This is a genomic window from Xenorhabdus bharatensis (assembly GCF_037996705.1).
In the GTDB taxonomy this organism is placed as follows: Bacteria; Pseudomonadota; Gammaproteobacteria; order Enterobacterales; family Enterobacteriaceae; genus Xenorhabdus; species Xenorhabdus bharatensis.
Genome location: NZ_JBBMXG010000005.1, coordinates 216,531 through 240,669, shown reverse-complemented (window position 1 = coordinate 240,669; position 24,139 = coordinate 216,531). Strand labels below are relative to the sequence as shown.

At 40.4% G+C, this 24,139-nt stretch carries 19 protein-coding genes, 1 tRNA gene and 1 other RNA gene; 8 read left to right on the top strand and 13 right to left on the bottom strand.

The genetic code is table 11. From position 1 onward, the window contains the following. Positions 1–68: 68 nt before the first annotated feature. The 3 genes from AAC855_RS07195 to tssB all read right to left on the bottom strand — a co-directional run bounded on the left by AAC855_RS07195 (position 69) and on the right by tssB (position 3,019). Complete coding sequence (locus tag AAC855_RS07195) at positions 69–560, bottom strand: Hcp family type VI secretion system effector (RefSeq protein ID WP_099124064.1); 492 nt, start codon at positions 558–560, stop codon at positions 69–71. Positions 561–943: 383 nt separating this feature from the next. Further along, complete coding sequence (tssC, locus tag AAC855_RS07190) at positions 944–2,494, bottom strand: type VI secretion system contractile sheath large subunit (protein WP_340608921.1); 1,551 nt, start codon at positions 2,492–2,494, stop codon at positions 944–946. A 27-nt stretch (positions 2,495–2,521) separates the two neighbouring features. Further along, a complete protein-coding gene (gene tssB / locus AAC855_RS07185; RefSeq protein ID WP_340608920.1) occupies positions 2,522–3,019 on the bottom strand; it encodes a type VI secretion system contractile sheath small subunit in 498 nt (165 codons plus the stop codon). A 917-nt stretch (positions 3,020–3,936) separates the two neighbouring features. On the opposite strand from tssB, the gene AAC855_RS07180 reads away from it, so the two are divergent. Together AAC855_RS07180 and AAC855_RS07175 are read left to right on the top strand one after the other, a co-directional pair. Next, the gene (locus AAC855_RS07180) at positions 3,937–5,007 is read left to right on the top strand and encodes an AMP-binding protein (protein ID WP_340608919.1); all 1,071 of its coding nucleotides are present in this window, start codon (positions 3,937–3,939) and stop codon (positions 5,005–5,007) included. Between the two features lie 105 nt (positions 5,008–5,112). Beyond that, positions 5,113–5,436 carry an AMP-binding enzyme gene (locus AAC855_RS07175; RefSeq protein WP_340608918.1) on the top strand — a complete coding sequence of 108 codons (324 nt, stop codon included), beginning with the start codon at positions 5,113–5,115 and terminating at the stop codon, positions 5,434–5,436. A gap of 150 nt (positions 5,437–5,586) precedes the next feature. Here AAC855_RS07175 and oppF read toward each other — a convergent pair whose 3' ends face one another. The 6 genes from oppF to AAC855_RS07145 all read right to left on the bottom strand — a co-directional run bounded on the left by oppF (position 5,587) and on the right by AAC855_RS07145 (position 12,934). Beyond that, positions 5,587–6,588 (bottom strand): murein tripeptide/oligopeptide ABC transporter ATP binding protein OppF, encoded by a 1,002-nt coding sequence (oppF, locus tag AAC855_RS07170; RefSeq protein WP_340608917.1) that lies wholly within the window; start codon positions 6,586–6,588, stop codon positions 5,587–5,589. Further along, positions 6,585–7,592, bottom strand: coding sequence for an ABC transporter ATP-binding protein (gene oppD, locus AAC855_RS07165; RefSeq protein WP_340608916.1), 1,008 nt, complete (start codon positions 7,590–7,592; stop codon positions 6,585–6,587). Before oppD ends, oppF begins: the two co-directional genes overlap by 4 nt. A gap of 9 nt (positions 7,593–7,601) precedes the next feature. Further along, entirely contained in the window at positions 7,602–8,510 is a 909-nt protein-coding gene (oppC, locus tag AAC855_RS07160; protein WP_340608915.1) for an oligopeptide ABC transporter permease OppC, read from the bottom strand. Between the two features lie 14 nt (positions 8,511–8,524). After that, entirely contained in the window at positions 8,525–9,445 is a 921-nt protein-coding gene (oppB, locus tag AAC855_RS07155) for an oligopeptide ABC transporter permease OppB (protein ID WP_086953278.1), read from the bottom strand. Between the two features lie 84 nt (positions 9,446–9,529). Continuing rightward, positions 9,530–11,170: an oligopeptide ABC transporter substrate-binding protein OppA gene (oppA, locus tag AAC855_RS07150; RefSeq protein ID WP_340608914.1), complete on the bottom strand. Its 1,641-nt coding sequence runs from the start codon at positions 11,168–11,170 to the stop codon at positions 9,530–9,532. Between the two features lie 123 nt (positions 11,171–11,293). Beyond that, a complete protein-coding gene (locus tag AAC855_RS07145) occupies positions 11,294–12,934 on the bottom strand; it encodes an ABC transporter substrate-binding protein (RefSeq protein WP_340608913.1) in 1,641 nt (546 codons plus the stop codon). An 893-nt stretch (positions 12,935–13,827) separates the two neighbouring features. Between AAC855_RS07145 and adhE the strand changes: the two genes are divergently transcribed. Then, positions 13,828–16,473, top strand: a complete 2,646-nt coding sequence (gene adhE, locus AAC855_RS07140; protein ID WP_340608912.1) for a bifunctional acetaldehyde-CoA/alcohol dehydrogenase — start codon at positions 13,828–13,830, stop codon at positions 16,471–16,473. 113 nt (positions 16,474–16,586) lie between these two features. Here adhE and AAC855_RS07135 read toward each other — a convergent pair whose 3' ends face one another. Next, positions 16,587–17,183 (bottom strand): thymidine kinase, encoded by a 597-nt coding sequence (locus AAC855_RS07135; protein ID WP_340608911.1) that lies wholly within the window; start codon positions 17,181–17,183, stop codon positions 16,587–16,589. 644 nt (positions 17,184–17,827) lie between these two features. On the opposite strand from AAC855_RS07135, the gene hns reads away from it, so the two are divergent. Beyond that, a complete protein-coding gene (gene hns, locus AAC855_RS07130) occupies positions 17,828–18,229 on the top strand; it encodes a histone-like nucleoid-structuring protein H-NS (RefSeq protein ID WP_340608910.1) in 402 nt (133 codons plus the stop codon). Between the two features lie 226 nt (positions 18,230–18,455). Here the strand turns inward: hns and AAC855_RS07125 are convergent, their stop codons facing one another. Genes AAC855_RS07125 through galU form a run of 3 tightly spaced genes read right to left on the bottom strand, consistent with a single transcriptional unit; the run spans position 18,456 to position 21,760 of the window. Next, complete coding sequence (locus tag AAC855_RS07125) at positions 18,456–19,466, bottom strand: NAD-dependent epimerase (protein ID WP_340608909.1); 1,011 nt, start codon at positions 19,464–19,466, stop codon at positions 18,456–18,458. Positions 19,467–19,474: 8 nt separating this feature from the next. Further along, positions 19,475–20,818, bottom strand: a complete 1,344-nt coding sequence (locus AAC855_RS07120; RefSeq protein WP_340608908.1) for a UDP-glucose dehydrogenase family protein — start codon at positions 20,816–20,818, stop codon at positions 19,475–19,477. Between the two features lie 24 nt (positions 20,819–20,842). After that, complete coding sequence (gene galU / locus AAC855_RS07115) at positions 20,843–21,760, bottom strand: UTP--glucose-1-phosphate uridylyltransferase GalU (protein WP_340608907.1); 918 nt, start codon at positions 21,758–21,760, stop codon at positions 20,843–20,845. Positions 21,761–22,210: 450 nt separating this feature from the next. On the opposite strand from galU, the gene AAC855_RS07110 reads away from it, so the two are divergent. The 4 genes from AAC855_RS07110 to AAC855_RS07095 all read left to right on the top strand — a co-directional run bounded on the left by AAC855_RS07110 (position 22,211) and on the right by AAC855_RS07095 (position 23,971). Beyond that, on the top strand, positions 22,211–22,672 hold the full coding sequence (locus tag AAC855_RS07110; RefSeq protein ID WP_340608906.1) for a YchJ family protein: 462 nt from the start codon (positions 22,211–22,213) through the stop codon (positions 22,670–22,672). Positions 22,673–22,732: 60 nt separating this feature from the next. After that, positions 22,733–23,581 carry a formyltetrahydrofolate deformylase gene (gene purU, locus AAC855_RS07105; RefSeq protein ID WP_340608905.1) on the top strand — a complete coding sequence of 283 codons (849 nt, stop codon included), beginning with the start codon at positions 22,733–22,735 and terminating at the stop codon, positions 23,579–23,581. Positions 23,582–23,713: 132 nt separating this feature from the next. Beyond that, a tRNA-Tyr gene (locus AAC855_RS07100) sits at positions 23,714–23,798 on the top strand. A 40-nt stretch (positions 23,799–23,838) separates the two neighbouring features. After that, positions 23,839–23,971, top strand: a non-coding RNA gene (locus tag AAC855_RS07095) — RtT sRNA. The last annotated feature ends 168 nt before the right edge of the window (positions 23,972–24,139 follow it).

Below are 24,139 nucleotides of genomic sequence, written 5' to 3'. Positions count from 1 at the left end.
TTCAACAAGGGAAAAATGTCTCTGTTTATAAAAGCAGGCGATTTCCCGCCTGCTAAAATGCACCTTAATTAGGCCGTAGTACGCTCATTCCATGCGTCGGAATGAATGATGTTACCGTCTTTATAAGTCCAGGTGATTTTTTCATAACGCAACTCGATTTCTTCCAGATGGTTATGTTTTTCTTTCGCTGGATCTTTTATGTCGTGCATCTTCGGTGCGACTTTCACGACTTTTACATTTTCCAGAGTGGTATTGAAATATTCCACTTCCTGACCTGCATCATCAATGCGGTACCATTTGAATTCTGCGGTTTTCAGCGTCTGGCCAGTGGTAACCGCTTTATACAGATATGGGCTGGAGGCATCGATTTCTTTAACAAAAATAAATGGGGTGTGGATACGAGTACCTGTCAGTTTGCCGGTATTATTATCCGTTGGGATGTACAGGTTATGATCCTGTGCAACAACTTCGATACTGCCTTCGCGGCTTTGCACATCAACAGAGCCTTTAATATCCGCGCCGCCATCATCTTTCAGCCATAAGTAGACAGGAATTGCCATTTTTATTTCTCCATAATTTAAATAAATTCTTCACAAAGTTCCGGTGAAGATATTCACTTGTTATCTGACAGTGCTAACCTGTAATAACAAATTAATTTTTAATACAATAGGTTGATACAACAACTAACCTCCTGTCAGATGCCGTATCTTTAAATGCAATCGGATAACATCAAAACCGTAATCCCGTATTGCAAAGTAAGTCAGTAAAGTTTCTACTGCTCTTTAATAATTTCAGCCAGTTCCATTCCTAAGAATGCAATGACTAAAATTATTAAGGCGCTCATCTATCCATGATAAGCATCCATTTTTCGTAATATCCCTATCAGTTTTCAAACAGTGACTTTGCTAACCGCACTTTGAAATCAACGGGGTACAATCTTTAATTACGCTTTGGCTTTCGGCATCTGAGAAACCAGTGACAAGTTAATGTCCATTCCCTCAACCTGGAAGTGAGGTACTGCATACAGTTTCACACGGAAAAAACCCGGGTTATCGTCAATATCTTCTACTACAACTTTCGCATCACGCAACGGATGCGATGCCTGTAAGTCATCACTCGGGTCAGTCATTTCTGTTACCAGCCCACGTACCCAATTATTCAGCTCCAACTCCAGCAGGCGTCGATCTTTTGTCGTGCCGATATTTTCACGCTGGATCAGTTTCAGGTAATGTGCTATCCGTGATAACAGGAAGATATATGGCAGGCGCGAGTTAATGCGACTGTTAGCTGTTGCATCTGCCGTATCGTACAATGCTGGTTTCTGGCTGGAGTTAGCAGAGAAGAAACATGCGTAATCACGGTTTTTGTAATACGACAGTGGGATAAAGCCCAGATTAGAAAATTCAAACTCACGAGTTTCTGGGATCATCACTTCTGACGGAATTTTCACCTGACTGCCCGTACCTAAATCGTACAGATGGATGGGTAGATCTTTCACCGCGCCGCCCGCCTGCGGCCCGCGAATTTGTACACACCAACCGTTATTGATGAAGCTTTTCACCATATTCGCGGCAAACGCAAATGTCGCGTTAGTCCACAAATACTTCTCGTGATCCGGCCCTTTTACTTGTTCAACGTAATTGAAATTGCGTACTGGAATTGTATCCGGCCCATATGGCAGACGACCCAATACTCGTGGCATAGTCAGCCCGATATAACGTGCGTCGTCTGAATCGCGGAATGCTTTCCATTTCAGATATTCTGCACGATCAAAGTAGTTACCGATATCCTTGATGGCTGCTACTTCTTCCATTGTTTCCTTGCCAAAGAAGGCAGGCCCTACTGAGCCAATAAACGGCATATGCGCCGAAGCGGACACTTTGGCAATATTACGTAACAGAGCCACATCCTGCGGACTACGATTAAACTCAAAGTCGGATATTATCGCTGCTATCGGTTCACCGCCCGGAGTGTCATACTCCTGAATGTAGGTGTGGTGATACAGTCCGCTTTGAATGATTTCAGGACTATCTTCAAAGTCTTGGCGTAGATCATCTTTCGCCACGTCCAGCACTTCTATTTTCACGTTCTGGCGAAAATCCGTCCGATCCACCAAAAATTTCAGCCCGCGCCACGCTGACTCTACTTTCTGAAATTCCGGATGGTGCATTACTACATCCAACTGGTGACTGATTTGCTGATCCAGCTCCGCAATATGATAGTCCAGCAGGGTCTTATCCAGTCGTTCCACTTTCTGACCCGCAGCCTTCAGACGCTCCAGAAATACCTGCACCGCCGCCGTCACGCGCTCATCTGCTGTCGCATCCGCCAGAGCCGCATTATCCTGGTATACATTGATATCCCCCAGCGTTGAAACTGGGTTCAAGTTGATTTTCTCAAACAACGCCGCATATACACCTTCCGGCACTGTTCCCTGAGCCAGCACCGTCTCTTGTGCCCCTTGCATAGTTTCAGTATTTACAGACATCAGCATAATCCTGTAGTCAAGGTATCCATTAAATTAGTCATGTTTCGGGGCCAGACCGGCCAGTTCACTGCGTAGTTCGTCGCTCAGAGACGGATCTTTCAAAATCGTTTCTAGTTCACGTCGGAATTCTACGTTATCCAGTAGATTGGATTTCAGATCGCGTAGCAGATTACGCATCGCTAACATAGCCCGCAGCTGTGGTATTTGACGGGCTACTTGTTCAGGTTCGAAATCTTTCATGTCCTTGAAGGTCAGGGCCACGTTTTCTTCGCTACCATCACCCGCCAGAGTGTTCTCAACAGTTAATTTAACGCCGGGATGAAAATCAGCAAGTACACTGTTAAAGTTGTTTTTGTTGATGTTGATTTTTTCACGCTCGGAAAGGGGGCGCTGCTCTTGCCCGTTGCTATAATCACCCATCACTAATAATTTCAGGGGCAATTCCACTTTCTTTTGTGCCCCGCCCGTGTGTAAATCGAGCTTAATATTAACGCGAGCCTTGGGAACTTCATTCTGGAAACTGTCTGACATGGTTTTTGTCCTTTAAAACATGTGGCTGTCCGCTGCCCAATAGCAATGACTTTCTTGTTCTCAATCATTTCCTGACTATTCAAAAAACGTAGCTTTAAAACACAAGCAAGCCATAGCACCCTAAGTAACAGGAACCTTATGAGTCATAACTAATTTAAATATCAGAAAGAAATCAAAATTAACAAAACATTAGTTAAATTTATTTTTTCAAATTAAATGAAATTAGCCTCCTGAATGAACATATGTAAAACCTTACCCATTATGGCTTAACATCATACAAAATAATTAACTAAGTGATACTAACTCTTATTCCTTTATGGTATTACTCTCCGCCAATTCAGATAGAAACAGCCTGTAAATGAATACGTTCTATAAAAAAACGCAGCAATATGATACAAAAATTATATCAACCACTCTCAAACCATACTGATAGGGTTAAAATAATCTGTATTAATTACCACACCTGTAAAGATAAATCAGATCATCAAAACAGTTAAGATTAAAGCATATATTAAACATATGTAATTAGTAGATTTAATTAAGTATATACCTGTATTCTTTCCTATTGTTTCGTACAGAAACATGCGATAGGAATCATCATCAAACTCACCTAAATACAATAATAAAACAGATATTTTTTTAATTTAAAAGATGGCCTTCATTATCAAACCAGCAAAAAATATTTATCCAGTGGATTTAGAAAATACACAGATAAATTACAATTTTGACGTTTTCTTTCAAGCTACGTGATTTTTTCATAATTACTCAGAAGTTCGTTTTCAAACTATGGGTGAAAGGAAAATCAGACTTGTATTCAAAATTGATAACATTAATATTGAAATTATAATAATAAGTGATAATTTCAAATTGAAATTAAAAGTTAATATTATCATCCCATCGCCTTATAGGGGGTTAGAATGCTGTCTCATTTCCTGAAGCAAGTCAGTAAGTACCCAGCTAAAGCCGCTATCCTAACGCCTGAAAGAACAATCGATTATCACACGCTTAAACAGCAAGCTGCGACTATAGCGAGTTCACTGCAACTACTTGGAATAACACATGAAGAACCTGTTGCCATTCTGTTACCGCCGGGAATTGAGCAGATCACAAGCCAACTTGCTATCCTTATGGTTTATGGTAGCTGTGTACCTCTCGATCCATCTATGCCCCCCGCACGACTGAATAGCATATTGGAAGATCTGTCAATAAAATGGACTATTACCGATTCTTCAGGCAAATTCCCTCAATTACACACTACATTCATTTCATTTTTTGATCTTTTGGTCGAGGGAGAAGACTTAACTGAAATCAATGCAGAAATAGCTTGTTTGGCTCCACACCATCGAACTCACATTCTTTTTACCTCTGGCACAACGGGTAAACCAAAAGGTGTACAAATCGAGGGGAAAAGTATCATAAGGACCGTCATCGATACGACATATATACGCTTAACGTCAGAAGATCGTATTGCCTGTATAGCCAACCCAATATTTGATGCTTCGTTATTCGAAGTCTGGGGAGCAATCCTCAATGGTGCAACTGCTGTCGTTATCCCCAAAAAGGACTTACTGGACATAGAGTATTTTCAAGCCGAGCTAGCGAGGCGAGCCATTTCTATCATCTTTATTACAGCGACACTCTTCAATCTGGTTGCATCAACATATCCTCGGGCATTCCGTAACATTCGCTATCTCCTGATTGGAGGTGAAGCACTCAACCCCCACATGGTGAAGCTGGTTCTGAAAGCCGACTCTTTACCTCAACATACTCTAAATGCTTATGGCCCAACAGAAAGCACTATATTCGCGCTTTCACATAATATCAGTCCAGATGATCTGGTCGATGGTAGCGTTCCTATCGGACAACCAATCGACCATACCTGTGCATTCATTTTGAATGATAATCTGGAGCCTCTGGCAACAGGCAATATAGGGCAACTCTATCTCGGTGGTGAAGGTCTTTCACGAGGGTACTGGAACCAGCACTAGCTTACGACTGACCGTTTCATACATGCATCTATCCCCGGTTATCCTCAGCCAATGCGCCTTTATAAGACTGGTGATTTGTGCTGGCAACGTGACGATGGTGCTTTCATGTTTTCAGGTCGCATCGACAATCAGGTAAAAATATGCGGTCATCGTATCGAATTGGAAGAAATAGAAGCTCGGATTTTAAACAGCAAAGAAATTCTCTTAGCCAAAGTCTGCGCAGTGAAAAATGAAGGTGAAGATGATTTTCTTGCCGCCTTTGTTATCCCTCGCTCACAAGATACGTTCAACCGAAAACAACTAGCACAAGAATTGGCTGAGTATTTACCTACATACATGCTGCCCCGTCTTTTTATCATTGATAACCTTCCTATGACAGCAAACGGAAAGATAGACTTACATAAACTAATGGCATTGACCTCAAAATGAAAAACTCTTATTTCGTTTCAACGTTTCAGAATGCTGATTTTCCAATTACCTGCCAAAATTGTTTCACAGGATATTTCCACCAAAAATAAGCAAAATCCGCTCGCATAAATGCGAGCGGTATTATTTATCTATTTTTTGTGATGTTGGGTTCTACAGCGGATCAACCTTCAAACAAGAAACGGCATGTTTAAAGCTACCTTCTAGCAATGGCCGGGTTTTGGCGCATTCCGCGTCTGCCAATGGGCAGCGAGTACGGAATACACATCCGGATGGCGGATTGATGGGTGAAGGCAGTTCCCCTTCCAACAATTCAATTTGTTTGTAGCGCTCTTTATCAGGGTCAGGAATCGGTACTGCTGACATCAATGCACGGGTATAGGGATGCAGAGGATTGTGATAAACCTCATCATAAGTCCCCAATTCAACTGCGTTCCCCAGATACATAACCAATACGCGATCGGAAATATGCTTCACTATCGAAAGATCGTGAGCGATAAAAATCAGGGAAAGCCCCATTTCTCGTTGCAAATCCTGCAACAAGTTTACAACCTGAGCCTGAATAGAAACATCCAGCGCAGAAACAGGTTCGTCGCAGATAATCAGTTTAGGTTCCAATATCAAGGCACGGGCAATTCCGATACGCTGGCACTGCCCCCCTGAAAATTCATGAGGATAACGGTTAATCAGGTTCGGTAATAAACCCACCTTCATCATCATTTTTTTGACTTTTTCTTTTATCTCCGCATCTTTCATTTTGGGATAATACGTTTTCAGTGGCTCGGCGATGATGTCACCGATAGTCATTCGCGGGTTAAGAGAGGCCAAAGGATCCTGAAAAATCATCTGGATATCATTGCGAATATCCCGCCACTGTCTGTCATTGAGATCAAAGAGATTCTGACCAAGCCAGGTTACTGAACCACCTGACGCTTTGACTAATCCAATAATTGCTCTGGCAAGTGTTGATTTACCACAACCGGATTCCCCCACTACACCCAGAGTTTCCCCTTCGTATAATCTCAGGGTAACACCATCTACGGCTTTCAGTTCTTTAGAAGGCTGCCAAAACCACTGCTTACCATCTTTGATATCAAAGTAAACTTTCAGATCATCCACTTCCAGAAGGACTTTTTTTTCAGTAACTGTATTCATACTAATTCCTCCTGACGTCTGAAGCAGGCACGCAAGCGTCCGGGATTAAATAGTTCCAGCGGGGGTTCTTCACTCACACAATGTTCAGTAGCAAACTGACAACGAGGCTGAAATGGGCAACCCTTTGGTAAGCGCAGTAAGTTTGGTGGGTTACCCTGAATTGTAGCCAAAGATTCTTCATCGCCATCCAACCGCGGAACAGCATTAAGCAAGCCAATCGAATAAGGGTGTGTCGGGTGGTAAAATATGTCGCGGGCAGTACCATATTCCATCGTTCTGCCTGCATACATAACCAATACCTTATCACAAATACCAGCAACAACGCCCAAGTCATGGGTGATCATAATAATGGCGGTATTCAGTTCTTTTTTAAGTTCATTCAGCAATGTCATGATTTGTGCCTGAACAGTGACATCCAGTGCAGTCGTCGGTTCATCTGCAATCAATAATTTAGGTTGGCACAATAATGCCATTGCTATCATGACGCGCTGACGCATTCCGCCAGAAAATTCATGCGGGAACATTTTCATCCGCTTACGGGCTTCAGGCATCTTAACAGCATCCAGCATCCGAACAGATTCTTCAAAGGCCTCACTTTTGCTCATATTTTTATGTAGCATCAGCACTTCGATAAGTTGCTCGCCTACACGCATATAAGGGTTAAGAGATGTCATCGGGTCTTGGAAGATCATTGAGATTTCTTCCGCCCGCATTTTATTCAACGCTTTTTCGTGCAGGTTAAGAATTTCACGCCCGTTAAAAACTGCAGAACCACTAACATTACCATTACTGGCCAGTAACCCCATTAGTGCAAAGGCTGTCTGAGATTTACCTGAGCCGGATTCACCAACAATACCCAGTGTTTCTCCGGCCTGTAAGTCAAAATTTAGTTTATTCACTGCTGTTACGTTGCCATCAGGCGTACTGAATACCACATTTAAATCTTTCACCGTTAATAGTGATTCAGCGCTTTTAGCATGTTTTATTGTTTCTACGCTATTCATAGGCTCTCCTTAACGGTCTTTAGGGTCGAGGGCATCTCGCAGGCCGTCACCAATAAAGTTAAAACAAAACAGGGTTAACACCAGAAAGCCCGCAGGAAACAGGAGTAACCACGGAGCCACTTCCATTGAGTTGGCACCATCGCTTAATAATGCCCCCCAACTACTGAGCGGCTCTTGCGTTCCCAAGCCAAGAAAGCTCAGGAAAGATTCAAACAGGATCATGCTTGGCACCAACAATGAAGCATAAACCACCACCACACCCAACACATTCGGTACGATATGGCGCAGAACAATGTTCCGGCTGGATACACCACACACCAGTGCAGCTTCAATGAATTCCTTGCGTTTGAGGCTCAATGTCTGCCCCCGGACTATACGCGCCATGTCCAGCCATGACACCATGCCTATCGCAACAAAGATCAGCAGAATGTTTTGTCCAAAAAAAGTCACTAACAGGATGACGAAGAACATAAATGGGAAGGAGTTCAGAATTTCCAACAGGCGCATCATGACCATATCGACTTTACCACCAAGATAGCCTGACATAGCACCATATAATGTGCCGAATATCACAGCAATCAGCGCCGCGGCTATCCCAACCATAAGTGAAATACGCCCACCAATAGCAACACGGACTAACAAATCACGGCCTGATGAATCGGTACCAAAATAATGGTGTGATTCAAAATCAGGGGGCATGGTCATCATGTTCCAGTCAGTATCATCGTAGGTATACTGAGACAACATAGGCGCTAAAATGACAAACAATGTGATGACAAATAATACACATAAACTTGTAATTGCTGCTTTATTATGAATAAAACGACGACGTGCATCCTGCCACAAACTGCGGCCTTCAATTTCCAGCTGCTCAGAAAAATTTTCCAGAGCTTCGCTATTTTTCTTATTCAGTAACATTGCGTGCTCCAGTCTTAGTAACGGATTTTCGGATCGATGACGGCATACAACACATCAACGATAGCGTTAAACATAATGGTTAACCCACCCACCAGAATCGTCAGGCTGAGCACCAATGAATAGTCACGGTTTAAAGCACCATTAACGAACAATTGCCCCAGACCGGGCAAACCGAAGATGGTTTCAATAACCATTGAGCCGGTAATAATGCCGACAAAGGCGGGCCCCATATAGGAAATGACAGGAAGTAAAGCTGGTTTCAGTGCATGGCGGAAAATAATCTTGCGTAATGGCAGCCCTTTGGCTCTTGCTGTTCGGATAAAGTTGGAATGCAGAACTTCAATCATGGAGCCGCGAGTGATACGGGAAATACTGGCAATATAAGAAAGGGATAACGCAACCATCGGCAAGAGCATATATTTAGGCGCCCCACCATTCCAGCCGCCTCCCGGCAACCATTTTAATGTAATTGCGAATATCAGAACCAATAAGGGAGCGACGACAAAACTGGGGATAACAACCCCTGTCATGGCAAACCCCATGACCGTGTAATCCCATTTTGTATTTTGATTCAGTGCCGCAATGACCCCCGCACTGACACCAAATATCACTGCCATAATAAAGGCAGCAGCACCTAATTTAGCAGAAACGGGCAACGCCTCTGCTACCAAATCATTTACACTGTAGTCCTTATATTTAAATGAAGGGCCAAAGTCCCCTTTCGAAAGTTGAATCAAGTAATTGAAATATTGTTTATAGATAGGATCATTTAGATGGTATTTCGCTTCGATATTCGCCATCACTTCAGGCGGGAGTTTTCTTTCTCCGGTAAATGGGCTGCCCGGTGCAAGACGCATCATGAAAAACGAAATGGTAATAAGAATGAAAAGTGTCGGGATCGCCTCTAAACAACGGCGTAAAATAAATTTCAGCATTGCCCGTTCCTATTGTCTGACCAAACCGTGGTCATTAATTATCTGATACACAGGTGGTTTATAACTTAAACCACCTGCTGATTCCTAATGTTTGATAATATAAAGATTTTTGGTATGGAAATTATCCAGCGGATCTTTGCCGGTATAACCACCTACGTAAGGTTTCAATAAAAAAGAGTTTGTATAGTAAAAGAGAGGTACAACAGCAGAATCTTTATCCAATTGTGCATTCGCCTTAGTATAAATTTCGGCGCGCTCTTCATCTGTCTTAGCTTGCAGTGATTGTTTCATTAAAGCATCAAATTCTTTGCTCTTATAATGTGCGGTATTGTTGCTGCTATCAGATAACATCGGATTCAGGAAGGTAGAGGCTTCGTTATAATCAGCACACCAGCCAGCTCGGGCGACGTCGTAATTGGCCTGATGACGGGAGTCCAGGAAGGTTTTCCATTCCTGATTTTCGAGAGAAACTTCAACTCCGATATTCTTCTTCCAGATGGAGGCGGCAGCAATCGCTAATTTTTTATGCAGATCGGAAGTATTATAAAGTAGCTTAACTTTTAACGGATTATCTTTGGTAAACCCGGCTTCTGCCAGAAGTTTTTTTGCTTCTTCATTACGTTGTTGCTGAGTTAATTTAGTATACCAATCCGGTTTTACATCTTTAAAATCAGCAATATAAGGTGGGGTATAACCATAAGCTGTTACATCTCCCTGATTTTTCACCTTATGAGTCATCAGCTCACTATCCATACCCAATTTTAGAGCAGTACGTACCCGAACATCATTAAATGGTGGTCTTTCGTTATTTATTTCATAGTAGTAAGTGCATAATTTCGGGCTAAAACGCAATTGTTCAGGGATCTCTTTTTTTAGTTTTTGAAATAATTCGACAGGTAAATTGGTATAAGTCATCTCGATTTCGCCAGCGCGATAACGATTAACATCAGTAACTTCAGAAGATATAGGTAAAACAATGGTTTGATCAATAACGGTATTTTTATTATCCCAATACATCGGGTTACGTTCGAAAACAAGGCGTTCGTTAATCACCCAGCTTTTCACTTTATATGCACCGTTGCCGACAAAATTCTGTGGTTGCGTCCATCTTTCCCCATATTTTTCAACCGTCGCACGATGGACTGGCGAAGTCGATGTGTGAACCATTAATCGGACTAAATAAGGTACTGGTTCACTGAGTGTTAATTGGAATGTGTAGTCATCTAGTGCCTTAACTCCCAATGTTTCTGGTTTTTTCTTACCTTTAATGATGTCATCAACATTAAGAAGATGGGCATATTGCATATAACTGGCATAAGGGGATGCTGTATTTGGATCGACTGCCCGTTGCCAACTATAAACAAAATCCGGTGCAGTGACAGGATCACCATTTGACCATTTAGCATCTTTACGGAAATGGAATGTCCAAGTTTTAAAATCCGGGCTGTGTTCCCAACTTTCCGCAACACCGGGAATAATGTTGCCATCAGGATCATTAATTACCAGCGTTTCAAACAAATCACGGGCAATATTTGATTCCGGTACGCCTTCTATTTTATGGGGATCCAGTGATTGTGGTTCAGAACCATTGTTGCGCACCAGCGTTTGTTTTTCTGCCAGCTGTACTCCCGCAGGAACCTCCGCTGCAAATGCCTGTGCTCCGATCATCATGCTTAATGCTACTGCAACGCCAGCAGCAATCTTCTTTCTTGTTGTGTTTACCATCTTCTTATTACTCCTATTGATTCATCTGGCTTTCGTAAAAGCCTCCCATTTTCAGGGCTAATTATTTTCTGCATTCCAAAAGGAATCGTTTTATTTACAGCAATAGAATATTTTTAATAACAATCAGTTATCTAATTTCTGAATATATAAATTCTTAAGATCAACATAATCGAGAGGATCCTTTCCTGTCATGCCACCGACAGTCGGGCGAATCAGACGTGTAGAAACCCGGTAATACACAGGAATTGTTCCTGAATCAGCATCAAGATGAGCTTCCGCCTTCTGATAAAACTCTTTACGGTTTTTTTCATCTTTGGCTGTCAGAGCCTGATTGAGGTAATTATCAAAGGCTTCACTGTTATAAAATGACGTATTATTACTGCTATCTGATAAGTAATAATTTAGGAAGGATGAAGGTTCATTATAATCGCCGCACCATGTTGCTCTTACTATGTCATAATTTCCCTGATGACGATTTTGCAATGACGTTTTCCATTCCTGATTTTGTAACGTGACTTTTGCACCAATATTCTTTTGCCACATGGATGCAGCGGCAATAGCCTGCTGTTTGTTTTGTTCTGAAGTGTTATAGAGCAGGCTGAATTTGAGTGGATTACTGGCATCAAAGCCCGCTTCTTTTAATAATTCTCTTGCCCGTTGATTACGCTGTTCCTGTGTCCAACTAGCCCATTCTGGATTAAAAGTCAGGCCACCACCAATAAAGGTAGGAGTGAAGCCGTATGCCGGAATTTGCCCCTGCCCCATAATCTTTTCAGTGACAATATCTCTGTCAAGGCTGAGTTTAATGGCTTCACGCACTCGTTTATCTTTAAATAACGGATTTTTGTGATTAATTTCGTAATAAAATGTGCATAAAAAAGGTACTGTTCGAAGTTGCTCGGGAATATCTTGTTTCATTTTCCGATAGAGTTCTGGCGGAATAGCATCATTAGTAATATCCACTTCCCCACTACGATAGCGGTTTACATCACTAACACCTGAAACAATAGGTAATAAAATACCTTTTTCGATAATAGATTCTTTATTATTCCAGTAATGTGGGTTGCGTGTTAAAACCATTCGCTCATTAATAACCCACTCCTTTAATATATAAGATCCATTGCCAATAAAATTTTCTGGGGAAGTCCATTTAATGCCAAATTTTTCTACAACATCCTGCCGCACAGGTTTCAGTGGAGTATGGCTTAACATGTTAATAAGATAAGGAACAGGGCGACTGAGTGTTACCTGAAAACGCTGATCATCCAGCGCCTTTACACCCAGCTGTTCAGGCGATTTTGTTCCTTGTAAGACATTATCTGCGTTTAATATATAGGTATATTGCAAATAACTGGCATAAGGGGAGCCTACTTTTGGATCAGAAAGCCGACGCCAGCTATAGACAAAATCCTGTGCTGTGACTGGTTTGCCATCACTCCATTTAGCATCTTTACGTAGATGAAAGGTCCATACCTGATAGCCTTCATTTTCCCATTTTTCGGCTACTCCCGGCACAGTTTCGCCATTAAAATCAGTAGTCACCAACCCTTCAAATAAGTTACGAATAACATTGGTTTCTGGACCACCTTCAACGACATGAGGATCTAGTGATACCACCTCAACACCATTATTAATGGTAACTTCCTGTTTTTCTGCTAACACTACCCCCGCGGGAACTTTCGCCGCCATCCCTTGCGCTATGGGAAACGATAATAAAACGATAGAAGAAATCAACTGACTCAACTTTGATGGTGTTTTTCTCATTATTCTCTCCAAGTGATAAACAGCAAATTAATCGTTTTTTAATCTAACAATCCCGATAACCTATTTTATTAAATAAATATAATTTATATGTCTAAAATTCAACCCACACCAAGTTTGTTATACTATTTTTTATAATATGTTTATTAAATCATTAAAGTAATTGTTTGTTCTTAGATATAAGATGTAAACAGAGAAATCAATAACACTTTGATAAAAATAATTTTTCTCATTTGATTTTATCAATCGAATCACACTAAGATTCAAACAAAAAAAGAAAATAAACATTATTTTAACAAAATGCAATCATCACAGATTAAAAGACCGTCCTCATCACAAAATATTGCAACAACATCCAGTAATAGACGGTTGTGGTATGAAATGTAGGTGTAAAAAACAGTATTGCTCAACCCAAAAAAACAAACACTTAAATAAATAATGAGGAGATTTCTAGTAGAAAATAGAAAGGATTTTATTAACTAACCATACTCTTTATTGGATGTCTGTTAATTATTTTTCACTTATTTTATCATAAAATATATTACTAAAATTTATTTAACAAATAATACCGTAAAAGTTAAATAAATATTTAAAATATTCTCTAATAGTTTTTTGATAATCATTATCAAAAAACTATTAGCTGAATGCTATCAGCTTGCTGTTTCCATGATCTAAATCACTATTCAAAAACCATCCGATGATAAGCTGTGTTCAAAAGTCCTTCTTAGAAAAAATACATAAGCTGTTTTTAACAATATGAATTATTAAAGTTTTTTAAGGTAATTGGCACTATTTGTGTGAGTATGTCAGTAGAGAATTTCACGACATGACTTTCAGTACAATAATCGAACTGCCAATTCCCTGAAAAAATTTAACTTTTATTAGGAGTAATCTTTATGGCTGTCACTCAGGTTGCTGAACTGAACGAATTAGTTGCTCGTGTGAAAAAAGCTCAACGAGAATTTGCCAGCTTTTCACAGGAACAGGTTGACCAAATATTTCGTGCTGCTGCTTTTGCTGCTGCTGATGCCCGTATCCCGCTGGCAAAATTAGCTGTCTCTGAATCGGGAATGGGTGTTGTAGAAGATAAAGTCATCAAAAACCACTTTGCTTCTGAATACATTTATAACGCCTATAAAGATGATAAAACCTGTGGAATTTTATCTGAGGATGATACTTTCGGTACGATCACGATTGCGGAACCTGTCGGTATTATCTGTGGTATTGTTCCGACAACCAACCCAACTTCAACCGCCATTTTCAAGGCGCTTATCAGCCTGAAAACCCGTAACGGTATTATTTTTTCGCCACACCCACGAGCCAAAAATGCCACAAATAAAGCAGCCGAAATCGTTTTACAAGCGGCTGTCGCTGCTGGGGCACCAAAAGACATTATCGGTTGGATAGATGAACCTTCTGTTGAACTCTCAAATGCATTGATGCACCACCCTGATATTAATCTCATTCTGGCAACAGGCGGCCCCGGAATGGTAAAGGCCGCCTATAGCTCAGGTAAACCCGCTATCGGCGTTGGAGCAGGTAATACCCCTGTTGTGATAGATGAATCTGCTGACATCAAACGGGCAGTTGCATCGATTTTAATGTCCAAAACTTTCGATAACGGTGTGATATGTGCTTCCGAACAATCCGTTATTGTGGTTGATAGCGTTTATAAACAAGTCCGTGAACGTTTTTCTAGTCATGGCGGTTATATTCTACAAGGGAAAGAACTGAAGGCAGTTCAAAATATTATTTTGAAAAATGGCAACCTGAATGCCGAAATTGTCGGTCAGCCCGCCATCAAAATAGCAGAAATGGCAGGTATCAGCGTTCCTGAAAATACAAAAATTCTTATTGGTGAAGTGACAATCGTGGATGAAAAAGAGCCATTCGCCCATGAAAAATTATCGCCTTTATTAGCCATGTATCGTGGAAAAGATTTTGAAGATGCTGTCGGAAAAGCAGAAAAATTAGTTGAAATGGGGGGGATTGGTCACACCTCTTCACTGTATATCGACCAAGACAACCAAGCTGCTCGTATTAAATATTTCGGCGATAAAATGAAAACGGCACGTATTTTAATTAATACTCCGGCATCTCAGGGTGGTATTGGTGATCTTTACAACTTTAAACTTTCCCCTTCCCTGACGCTCGGATGCGGCTCTTGGGGCGGAAACTCAATTTCAGAGAACGTCGGACCAAAACATTTGATCAATACCAAAACTGTCGCGAAAAGAGCTGAAAATATGCTGTGGCATAAAATCCCTAAATCTATCTATTTCCGTCGTGGCTCATTACCGGTTGCTCTGGAAGAAGTGGCAACAGATGGGGCCAAACGCGCCTTTATCGTGACAGATTCTTTCTTATTTAATAATGGTTATGTCGATCAAGTCATCAGAGTTTTAAAATCTCATAATGTAGAAACAGAAGTATTTTTTGAAGTTGAAGCTGACCCTACTTTAAGTATTGTCCGAAAAGGTGCTGAACAAATGCGTTTGTTCAAACCAGATATCATTATAGCTCTCGGTGGTGGTTCACCGATGGATGCAGCCAAAATCATGTGGGTAATGTATGAACATCCTGAAACTCATTTTGAAGAATTGGCATTACGCTTTATGGATATCCGGAAACGTATCTATAAATTCCCTAAAATGGGCATAAAGGCAAAAATGGTCGCGATTACAACCACCTCTGGCACGGGATCAGAAGTCACACCGTTTGCTGTTGTGACTGATGATATCACCGGTCAGAAATATCCATTGGCAGATTATGCACTAACACCAGATATGGCTATCGTTGATGCAAACCTTGTCATGGATATGCCCAAATCATTATGTGCTTATGGTGGCTTAGATGCTGTAACCCATGCACTGGAAGCTTATGTTTCTGTTTTAGCCAATGAATACTCTGATGGACAGGCTTTACAAGCGCTCAAATTACTGAAAGATTTTCTCCCTGCCAGCTATCAGCAAGGTGCCCAGAACCCAGTGGCCCGTGAACGTGTCCATAATGCTGCAACTATCGCCGGGATCGCTTTTGCCAATGCCTTTTTAGGTGTCTGTCATTCTATGGCTCACAAGCTGGGTTCTGAATTCCATATTCCACACGGATTAGCAAATGCCCTGCTTATCTGTAATGTAATACGCTATAACGCCAATGATAATCCGACCAAACAGACTGCATTCAGTCAATATGACCGCCCTCAAGCAAGACGCCGTTACGCTGAAATCGCAGAACATTTAGGATTAAGTCAAGCAGGCGACCGCACTGCGACTAAAATTGAAAAATTGCTGGCATGGCTAGAAGAATTAAAATCTCAACTTAATATTCCAGACTCAATCCGTGCAACCGGGGTTCAGGAAAGTGATTTCCTGGCAAAAATTGATAAACTCGCAGAAGATTCCTTTGATGATCAATGTACCGGTGCTAACCCTCGTTACCCGTTAATTAGTGAGTTAAAACAATTGTTACTGGATTCCTTCTATGGCCGTAAATTTACAGAATCGCCCATATCACAGGAAGGCGAAAAAGTTGAAAAATAATAAGAAATAATAAACTAATGTAATCTAAAAGGCATCAGAGTATATCCGATGCCTTTTTATTAATTCATTTTTCTAACTTAATCGTATTACCCATACACACGGGCTATACCTGTTCAGCTTTTTTTGGCTTTAGCTTCATGAATGACATCATAATAGTGCCTGCGGCACACTGAGACATATTTTTCGTTACCACCAATATCAACCTGTGCCCCATCATAAACAACATTCCCATCGCTACCAAAACGCAGTACACGGCTTGCTTTTCTTCCACAATGGCAAATTGTTTTCAATTCAACTAATTTATCTGCCCAGGCAAGAAGATATTGGCTGCCTTTAAATAATTCGCCCTGAAAATCTGTTCTTAATCCATAACAGAGAACGGGAATATCATCGTAATCAACAATTTCACAAAGCTGCTCAACATGTTCTTTTGTTAAAAACTGACACTCATCAATCAAAATACAATGAATCTTTTCTGCATCATTCTCACGTCTGATGAGCTCAGCAATATTAATGCCTGGTGAAAACAGTAAGGCATCCGCAGATAGCCCAATACGGGAACTGACCTTCCCTTTTCCAAATCGTGTATCTATTTCTGCTGTAAAAATCAACGTCCTCATTCCTCTTTCGTTATAGTTATAGGAAGACTGTAATAATGAAGTTGATTTCCCTGCGTTCATAGCAGAATAATAAAAATAAAGCTGAGCCATTGGCCCTTCCGTCCTCTAGTCAAATTTAACCAAGCAATATATCCCCGCAAGTTTACCACAAACTTAACTCAAGGTTATCCTTTGTTATTGGCCAAATGGAGTATGAAAGAAAAACGGAATGAAAGTAAAAGAAATATTTTTATGATAGCTATCACATTTGTGCATATAAAATCAGCACGATAAGCGCTTACTGAATGACAAATGAACAAAATTAATATCAGAAGTAAATATCGATTTTATATTCCACAATTTGCATATTAATAATCAAAACGGTTTACTTTTACTCGTTCCACATCGCTATAATCATAACCAGTGGATTACCCATAAAAAAAATTTCATCTCACACTTGAAAACCAACTTATTTTCAGATGAATAGTTAGCATATCTTACAGATTGACTATAAATTAGTTTTATATGTCTAAGTTAATCCTTGAGCAGCTCTGAGTAATCTACGTCTAACCGTTATCGAGAAATGATAAATCCAATAGTAGAATTAAAACACAATATATCGATTATCAAAAAAATTGCATTTTAAAAATGGATCTTTTAGCCTTAGAAAGTAAATTCACTATTGCAGAAAATAAAATAGCATTCTATTATTATCCATACATCAGCCATCATCATTATAATTTGAGACCAGGACAATGAGCGAAAATTTAAAATCCCTAAATAACATCCGTACTTTGCGCGCACAAGCAAGAGAATGTGAACTTGCTACTTTAGAAGAAATGTTGGAAAAACTGACGATTGTTGTTGAAGAACGTCGTGATGAAGAAAGCCAGGCGCGTGCTCAAATAGAAGAGCGCACTCGTAAACTTCAAGAATACCGTGAAATGCTGGAAAAAGACGGTATTGAATTAAGCGATTTAGTAGACGCTTTAAGTGGTAAAGCTTCTGGTAAATCTAAGCGTGCTACTCGCCCGGCTAAATATTCATATCTTGACGAAGGCGAAACTAAAACCTGGACTGGCCAAGGCCGTACCCCAGCAGTAATCAAAAAAGCAATTGAAGAAGAAGGCAAAAGTCTGGAAGATTTTCTGATCTAATCAGTTACTTTGTCGTCTAATAACAAAAATACCCTATGAAGGGTATTTTTGTTTTATGCTTAATAAACCAAACTAAGTTAATTATGGGCTGATGTACGAACACAACCGATTATATGCTTCTTTGCATTCTCGGTGTGAAAAAAACAATTTAACATTAACTTAGTTTTTTATTAACATAGAATTAAAAAAGGAGCTAATAGCTCCTTTTCTTATTATTAGACTAATGTTAAGACATCTGATAAAAATCCAGATACCAATCAACAAATTGTTTCACACCCTCTCTCACTGGTGTATTAGGAGAAAAACCAATTTTCTCGTACAGCGCACTGGAATCCGCGCAAGTAGACAGCACATCGCCATCCTGAATTTCCATAAAGTTTTTCGCTGCTTTTATCCCTAATGAAACTTCAATAGCCTCAATAAAATTACCCAATTTTGTCGGCTGACCATTGCCAATATTGTAAATACGATATGGCGCTGAGCTAGCAGAGACCTGACCAGTTTCAACTGACCAATCTTTATTAGGTTCGGGAATAATAGCCTGTAATCTGATTATAGACTCGACAATATCATCAATATATGTGAAATCCCTTACCATATCTCCATGGTTATAAACATCAATAGGCCGCCCCTCTAACATCGCTTTAGTAAACTTAAATAAAGCCATATCGGGACGTCCCCACGGACCATATACCGTAAAGAATCGTAAACCTGTGGTTGGTAATTTATAAAGATGTGAATAACTGTGAGACATTAATTCATCAGCTTTTTTGGTCGCTGCGTATAAAGAGACCGGATGATCAACCGAATCATCAGTAGAAAATGGTTGTTTCTTATTTAACCCATATACTGAGCTTGAAGATGCATATAATAAATGCTCAACATTGTTGTGGCGACACCCTTCAAGAATATTCATGTGACCAACAATATTGGCATCAATATATGCCATTGGGTTTTGTATTGAATAACGCACACCTGGTTGAGCCCCCAAATGGATAACTCTCTGAAATTGGTGCTTAGTAAACAATTCAGCGATCCCGACTCTATCAGCCAAATCTAGTTTTTCAAATTTAAAACCTGAGTGAGGGAGTAATAAATTTAATCTTGCCTGCTTCAAATTAACATCATAATAATCATTGATGTTATCAATGCCGACAACTTCATAACCCATATTTAATAACCGCTGGCTTACATGAAAACCAATAAAACCAGCGGAACCTGTTACTAAAAATTTCATATCACAACTCAAATAACTGGATTGATAGAGTCACCACGGCCAATGCCATAATAGGTGAACCCTCTGGCTTGCAGGCGCTCCGGATCATAAAGATTACGCCCATCAAAAATAACCGGAGTGTTAAGCGAGTCTTTTATCAGATCAAAATCAGGGGCTCTGAAGTTTTGCCACTCTGTGCAAATAATCAAAGCATCAGCACCTTTTAAGGCAGCTTCTTTTGTTCCCATTAAAGCAAGATCATCGCGTTGCCCATAAATTCGCTGAGTTTCCTGCATTGCTTCCGGATCATAAGCCTGTATTTTAGCACCACTTTCCCACAAGGCTTCCATCAATACTCGACTTGATGCTTCTCGCATATCATCGGTATTAGGTTTAAATGATAGTCCCCATATGGCAAATGTTTTATCAGATAAATCGGCTCCAAAATGATGTTTAACGAAAGAAGGTAATTTTCTTTTTTGTTTTTCGTTAACCAACTCAACTGCCTGTAAAATCTTTGGTGTATAGCCAATTTGCTCCGAAGTACGAATAAGTGCCTGGACATCTTTTGGAAAACATGAACCACCGTATCCACAACCCGGATAAATAAAGTGATACCCAATGCGTGAATCAGAACCAATACCCTGACGTACATGTTCGATATCAGCACCCAGCATTTCTGCCAGATTAGCAATTTCGTTCATAAAGCTGATTTTTGTCGCTAACATGCAATTAGCTGCATATTTTGTCAGCTCTGCACTACGAATATCCATAACTATCATACGATCATGGTTACGATTGAACGGCTCATACAGCTCTCGGATAACATCAACCACACTATCGTTATCACAGCCAATGATAATACGCTCAGGACGCATACAATCAGCAACTGCAGCACCCTCTTTCAAAAACTCAGGATTAGACACAACATCATATGGAATACTCATCCCACGCTCAGCCAAAACAGCCTGCATCACGGCTTTGACTTTATCTGCAGTGCCTACAGGGACAGTTGATTTATCAACCACCACTTTATAACTATCCATATTTTCTGCGATGGTACGGGCTACGGCAGTGACGTACTGTAGATCTGCCGAGCCATCTTCATCAGGAGGTGTTCCGACAGCGATAAACTGTAATTTGCCATGTGCTACACCCGCTTTAGCATCTGTCGTAAAACTCAGACGCCCTTGTGCATAGTTTTTCTTAACCAGAGATTCCAATCCCGGCTCAAAAATAGGGATCTGCCCATTTTTCAGGTTTTCAACTTTTTTTGCATCAACATCAACACAAAGTACGTCGTGCCCTACCTCAGCAAACACAGTTGCCTGGACCAAGCCAACGTAGCCAATACCAAATACAGTTACTTTCATCTCACATCCTAAATTACTAATAGATTATTTTTCAATCTGATCCTGCAAGGTCATAATCCAGTCTCTGAATGAGTCTCCCAACTGCTTATGCTTCATTCCATATTCAACAAATGCCTGCATATAACCCAGCTTGTTACCGCAATCATGGCTACGGCCTTTTAAGTGGTATGCTTCAACCGGCTCTTTTTCCATCAGCATAGCAATAGCATCAGTAAGCTGGATTTCATCCCCTGCACCCGGCGCAGTTTTTGCTAATAATGGCCAGATTTTTTCAGATAGTACGTAACGACCTACAATAGAAAGATTCGATGGTGCCTCTTCAGGTTTAGGTTTCTCAACAACGCGGGCAATAGGCTTACTATCACCAGGCTGTAAATTTTTTCCAAAACAGTCGACAATACCATAGTCAGAAACACTTTCATAAGGAACTGGCTCGACCAGTATCTGACTCGCACCATTCTCGTTAAAACGTGACAACATTTCACTCAGGTTATATTTAGATAAGTCTGTACTGTACTCATCCAAAATAACATCAGGCAGGATAACAGCAAACGGCTCATCCCCAATTAATGGCTTCGCGCATAACACGGCATGCCCCAACCCTTTGGCAATTCCCTGACGGGTTTGCATGATGGTCACGTGGCTCGGGCAAATAGACTGGACTTCATCCAATAACTGACGTTTAACCCTTCTTTCCAGCATCGCTTCCAATTCAAAACTGGTATCAAAATGATTTTCTATCGAGTTTTTGGATGAATGTGTAACCAAAATAATCTCGTTAATTCCTGCTTTAATACATTCATTAACAACGTATTGAATCAGCGGCTTATCAACCAAAGGTAGCATTTCTTTAGGGATAGCCTTGGTCGCTGGTAACATCCTAGTTCCCAAGCCGGCAACAGGGATCACAGCTTTGTTCACTTTGTTATTTGTGACTGACATTACATTGTCTCCTATGGCTATTTGTTACGAAAAACTCCTTTTTGCAGTTTAAACAATAGCACCGACTCTTTAAAAAAACGTATGTATGAAAAATTGAATATGTGAAAAAAATCACATAGTAAAAAATAGCGCGCAAGAGTATATCAGCTAACCTAACCAGATATACAGTTAATGGAAGTTTAATTATATTTTTTATATGACAAAGCATAACATTACCGTAGCAAATATACATATAAGATACATATAGCTAACAAGTACCCGCTTTATTATAGCGAAAGCTGGACATAACAGATCTCCGGCAATTATAGATAATTATGGCTAGGGACGTGCTGGGTAGACATTGCGACTAAGCTCTGTCTTCAGGTATTATCTTGCTAGTTATATTCTTAGTATTCCTACACCCCCTTACAATATTGTTCACATTAACCTTTTTAATTCACCGGAGTTATTTTGACAACAATATGTCCCTGCGGTAGCAACTCATCTTTTGCAGACTGCTGCGCCCCTTATCTTAATAATCATCGCCCTGCCCCGAATGCTGAATCTCTGATGCGTTCCAGATATAGCGCTTATGTAACAAAAAATATTGATTATCTTATTGCAACCTGGCATCCAGATTGTAAAGCAGAAACCTGGAGCTCAGAAATAGAACAAAGTTTTATTGGTGTCGAGTGGCTGGGGTTAAATGTGCTCAGCGCAGATAAAGGGCTGCATAATGACGAAGCCTATGTCGAATTTTCAGCTTGCTTTATTGAACAAGCAAAGCAAGATAGACAACTTATACACGAGCGCTCCCGTTTTTTACGCATTGAACAACATTGGTTCTATATTGATGGTATTCGCCCTCAGATTGGACGCAATGATTCGTGTCCATGTGGCTCAGGGAAAAAATATAAAAAGTGCTGTAGTTAAAAACTATAAATTTCAAACACAATCATTCACACAGTAAAAAAATTTGAGGTTATATCAGTCATGAAAAACGCAATCATACAAAAAAAAATCTTGCGTACAATTTGTCCCGATTCTAAAGGATTAATCGCGAAAATCACCAATATTTGCTATAAACATCAATTGAATATTGTTCAGAATAGTGAGTTTGTTGACCATCTAACTGGCCGTTTTTTCATGCGTACAGAGCTGGAAGGCATCTTTAATGATGAAACATTCCTAACTGACCTAGATGATGCACTTCCTACCGGCTCACGTCGTGAATTACATACAGCGGGCCGACGTCGTATTGTTATTATGGTAACAAAAGAAGCGCACTGCATTGGTGATATATTAGTAAAAAGCGCTTACGAAGGATTGGATGTGGAGATAGCCGCAGTTATCGGTAACCACACCACTCTGCAATCATTAGTTGAGCAATTCGGTATTCCCTTCCATCATATCAGTCATGAAGGTTTAAGCCGGGAACAACATGACAAAGCGCTAATGGCTCAGATTGATCAATATAACCCCGATTATGTTGTACTTGCTAAGTATATGCGTGTTTTAACACCGGAATTTGTTCAGCATTACCCGAATCAAATTATTAATATCCATCACTCATTCTTGCCTGCATTTATTGGAGCCCGCCCTTACCATCAAGCCTATGAGCGTGGAGTTAAAATCATTGGTGCGACTGCACATTACGTCAATGATAATTTGGATGAAGGCCCTATCATCACTCAGGATGTGATTAATGTGGATCATAGTTACACGGCTGAGGATATGATGCGAGCAGGGCGAGATGTTGAGAAAAATGTACTGAGCAAAGCACTACACTCTGTTCTTTCCCAGCGAGTATTTGTCTATGGCAACCGCACTGTAATCTTATAAATGGAATGAAATTTACTCTCAGGGATTAAATAACCAGCACTTGATGCCTGATTTTAAAATATTTACTTTACAGCGGCGGTTCATTTGATATGATTCCGTCCGCTGACAACAACAGCATACAATCCAAAATTTGGTGGGGTTCCCGAGCGGCCAAAGGGAGCAGACTGTAAATCTGCCGTCACAGACTTCGAAGGTTCGAATCCTTCCCCCACCACCATCTAATGATGCGCTTAAATTTATCAGTAAATAAAAAATCAAATAAATCCTCAGCGGGAAGGACGATAACCTTCGACCAAGGTTCGAATTGAGCATAGCGAAATAACAGTACGCGCAGCGTATTGACCCGCAGGGTGAGGAACGAAGTGACGAATCATCCTTCCCCCACCACCATCCAAATAATCCGTTTATCAACTACCTCATCCCTCAGTAAAGTTATTTCCTACTTCATGAAGAGCTATGTTCGCGAATTTCGTTAGGGAATATATTGAAACCATTGGAATACATTCAGATAAACGTAGTGGAATCACGATATGTGCAGCGTTCTGAGCTGAGAGATAA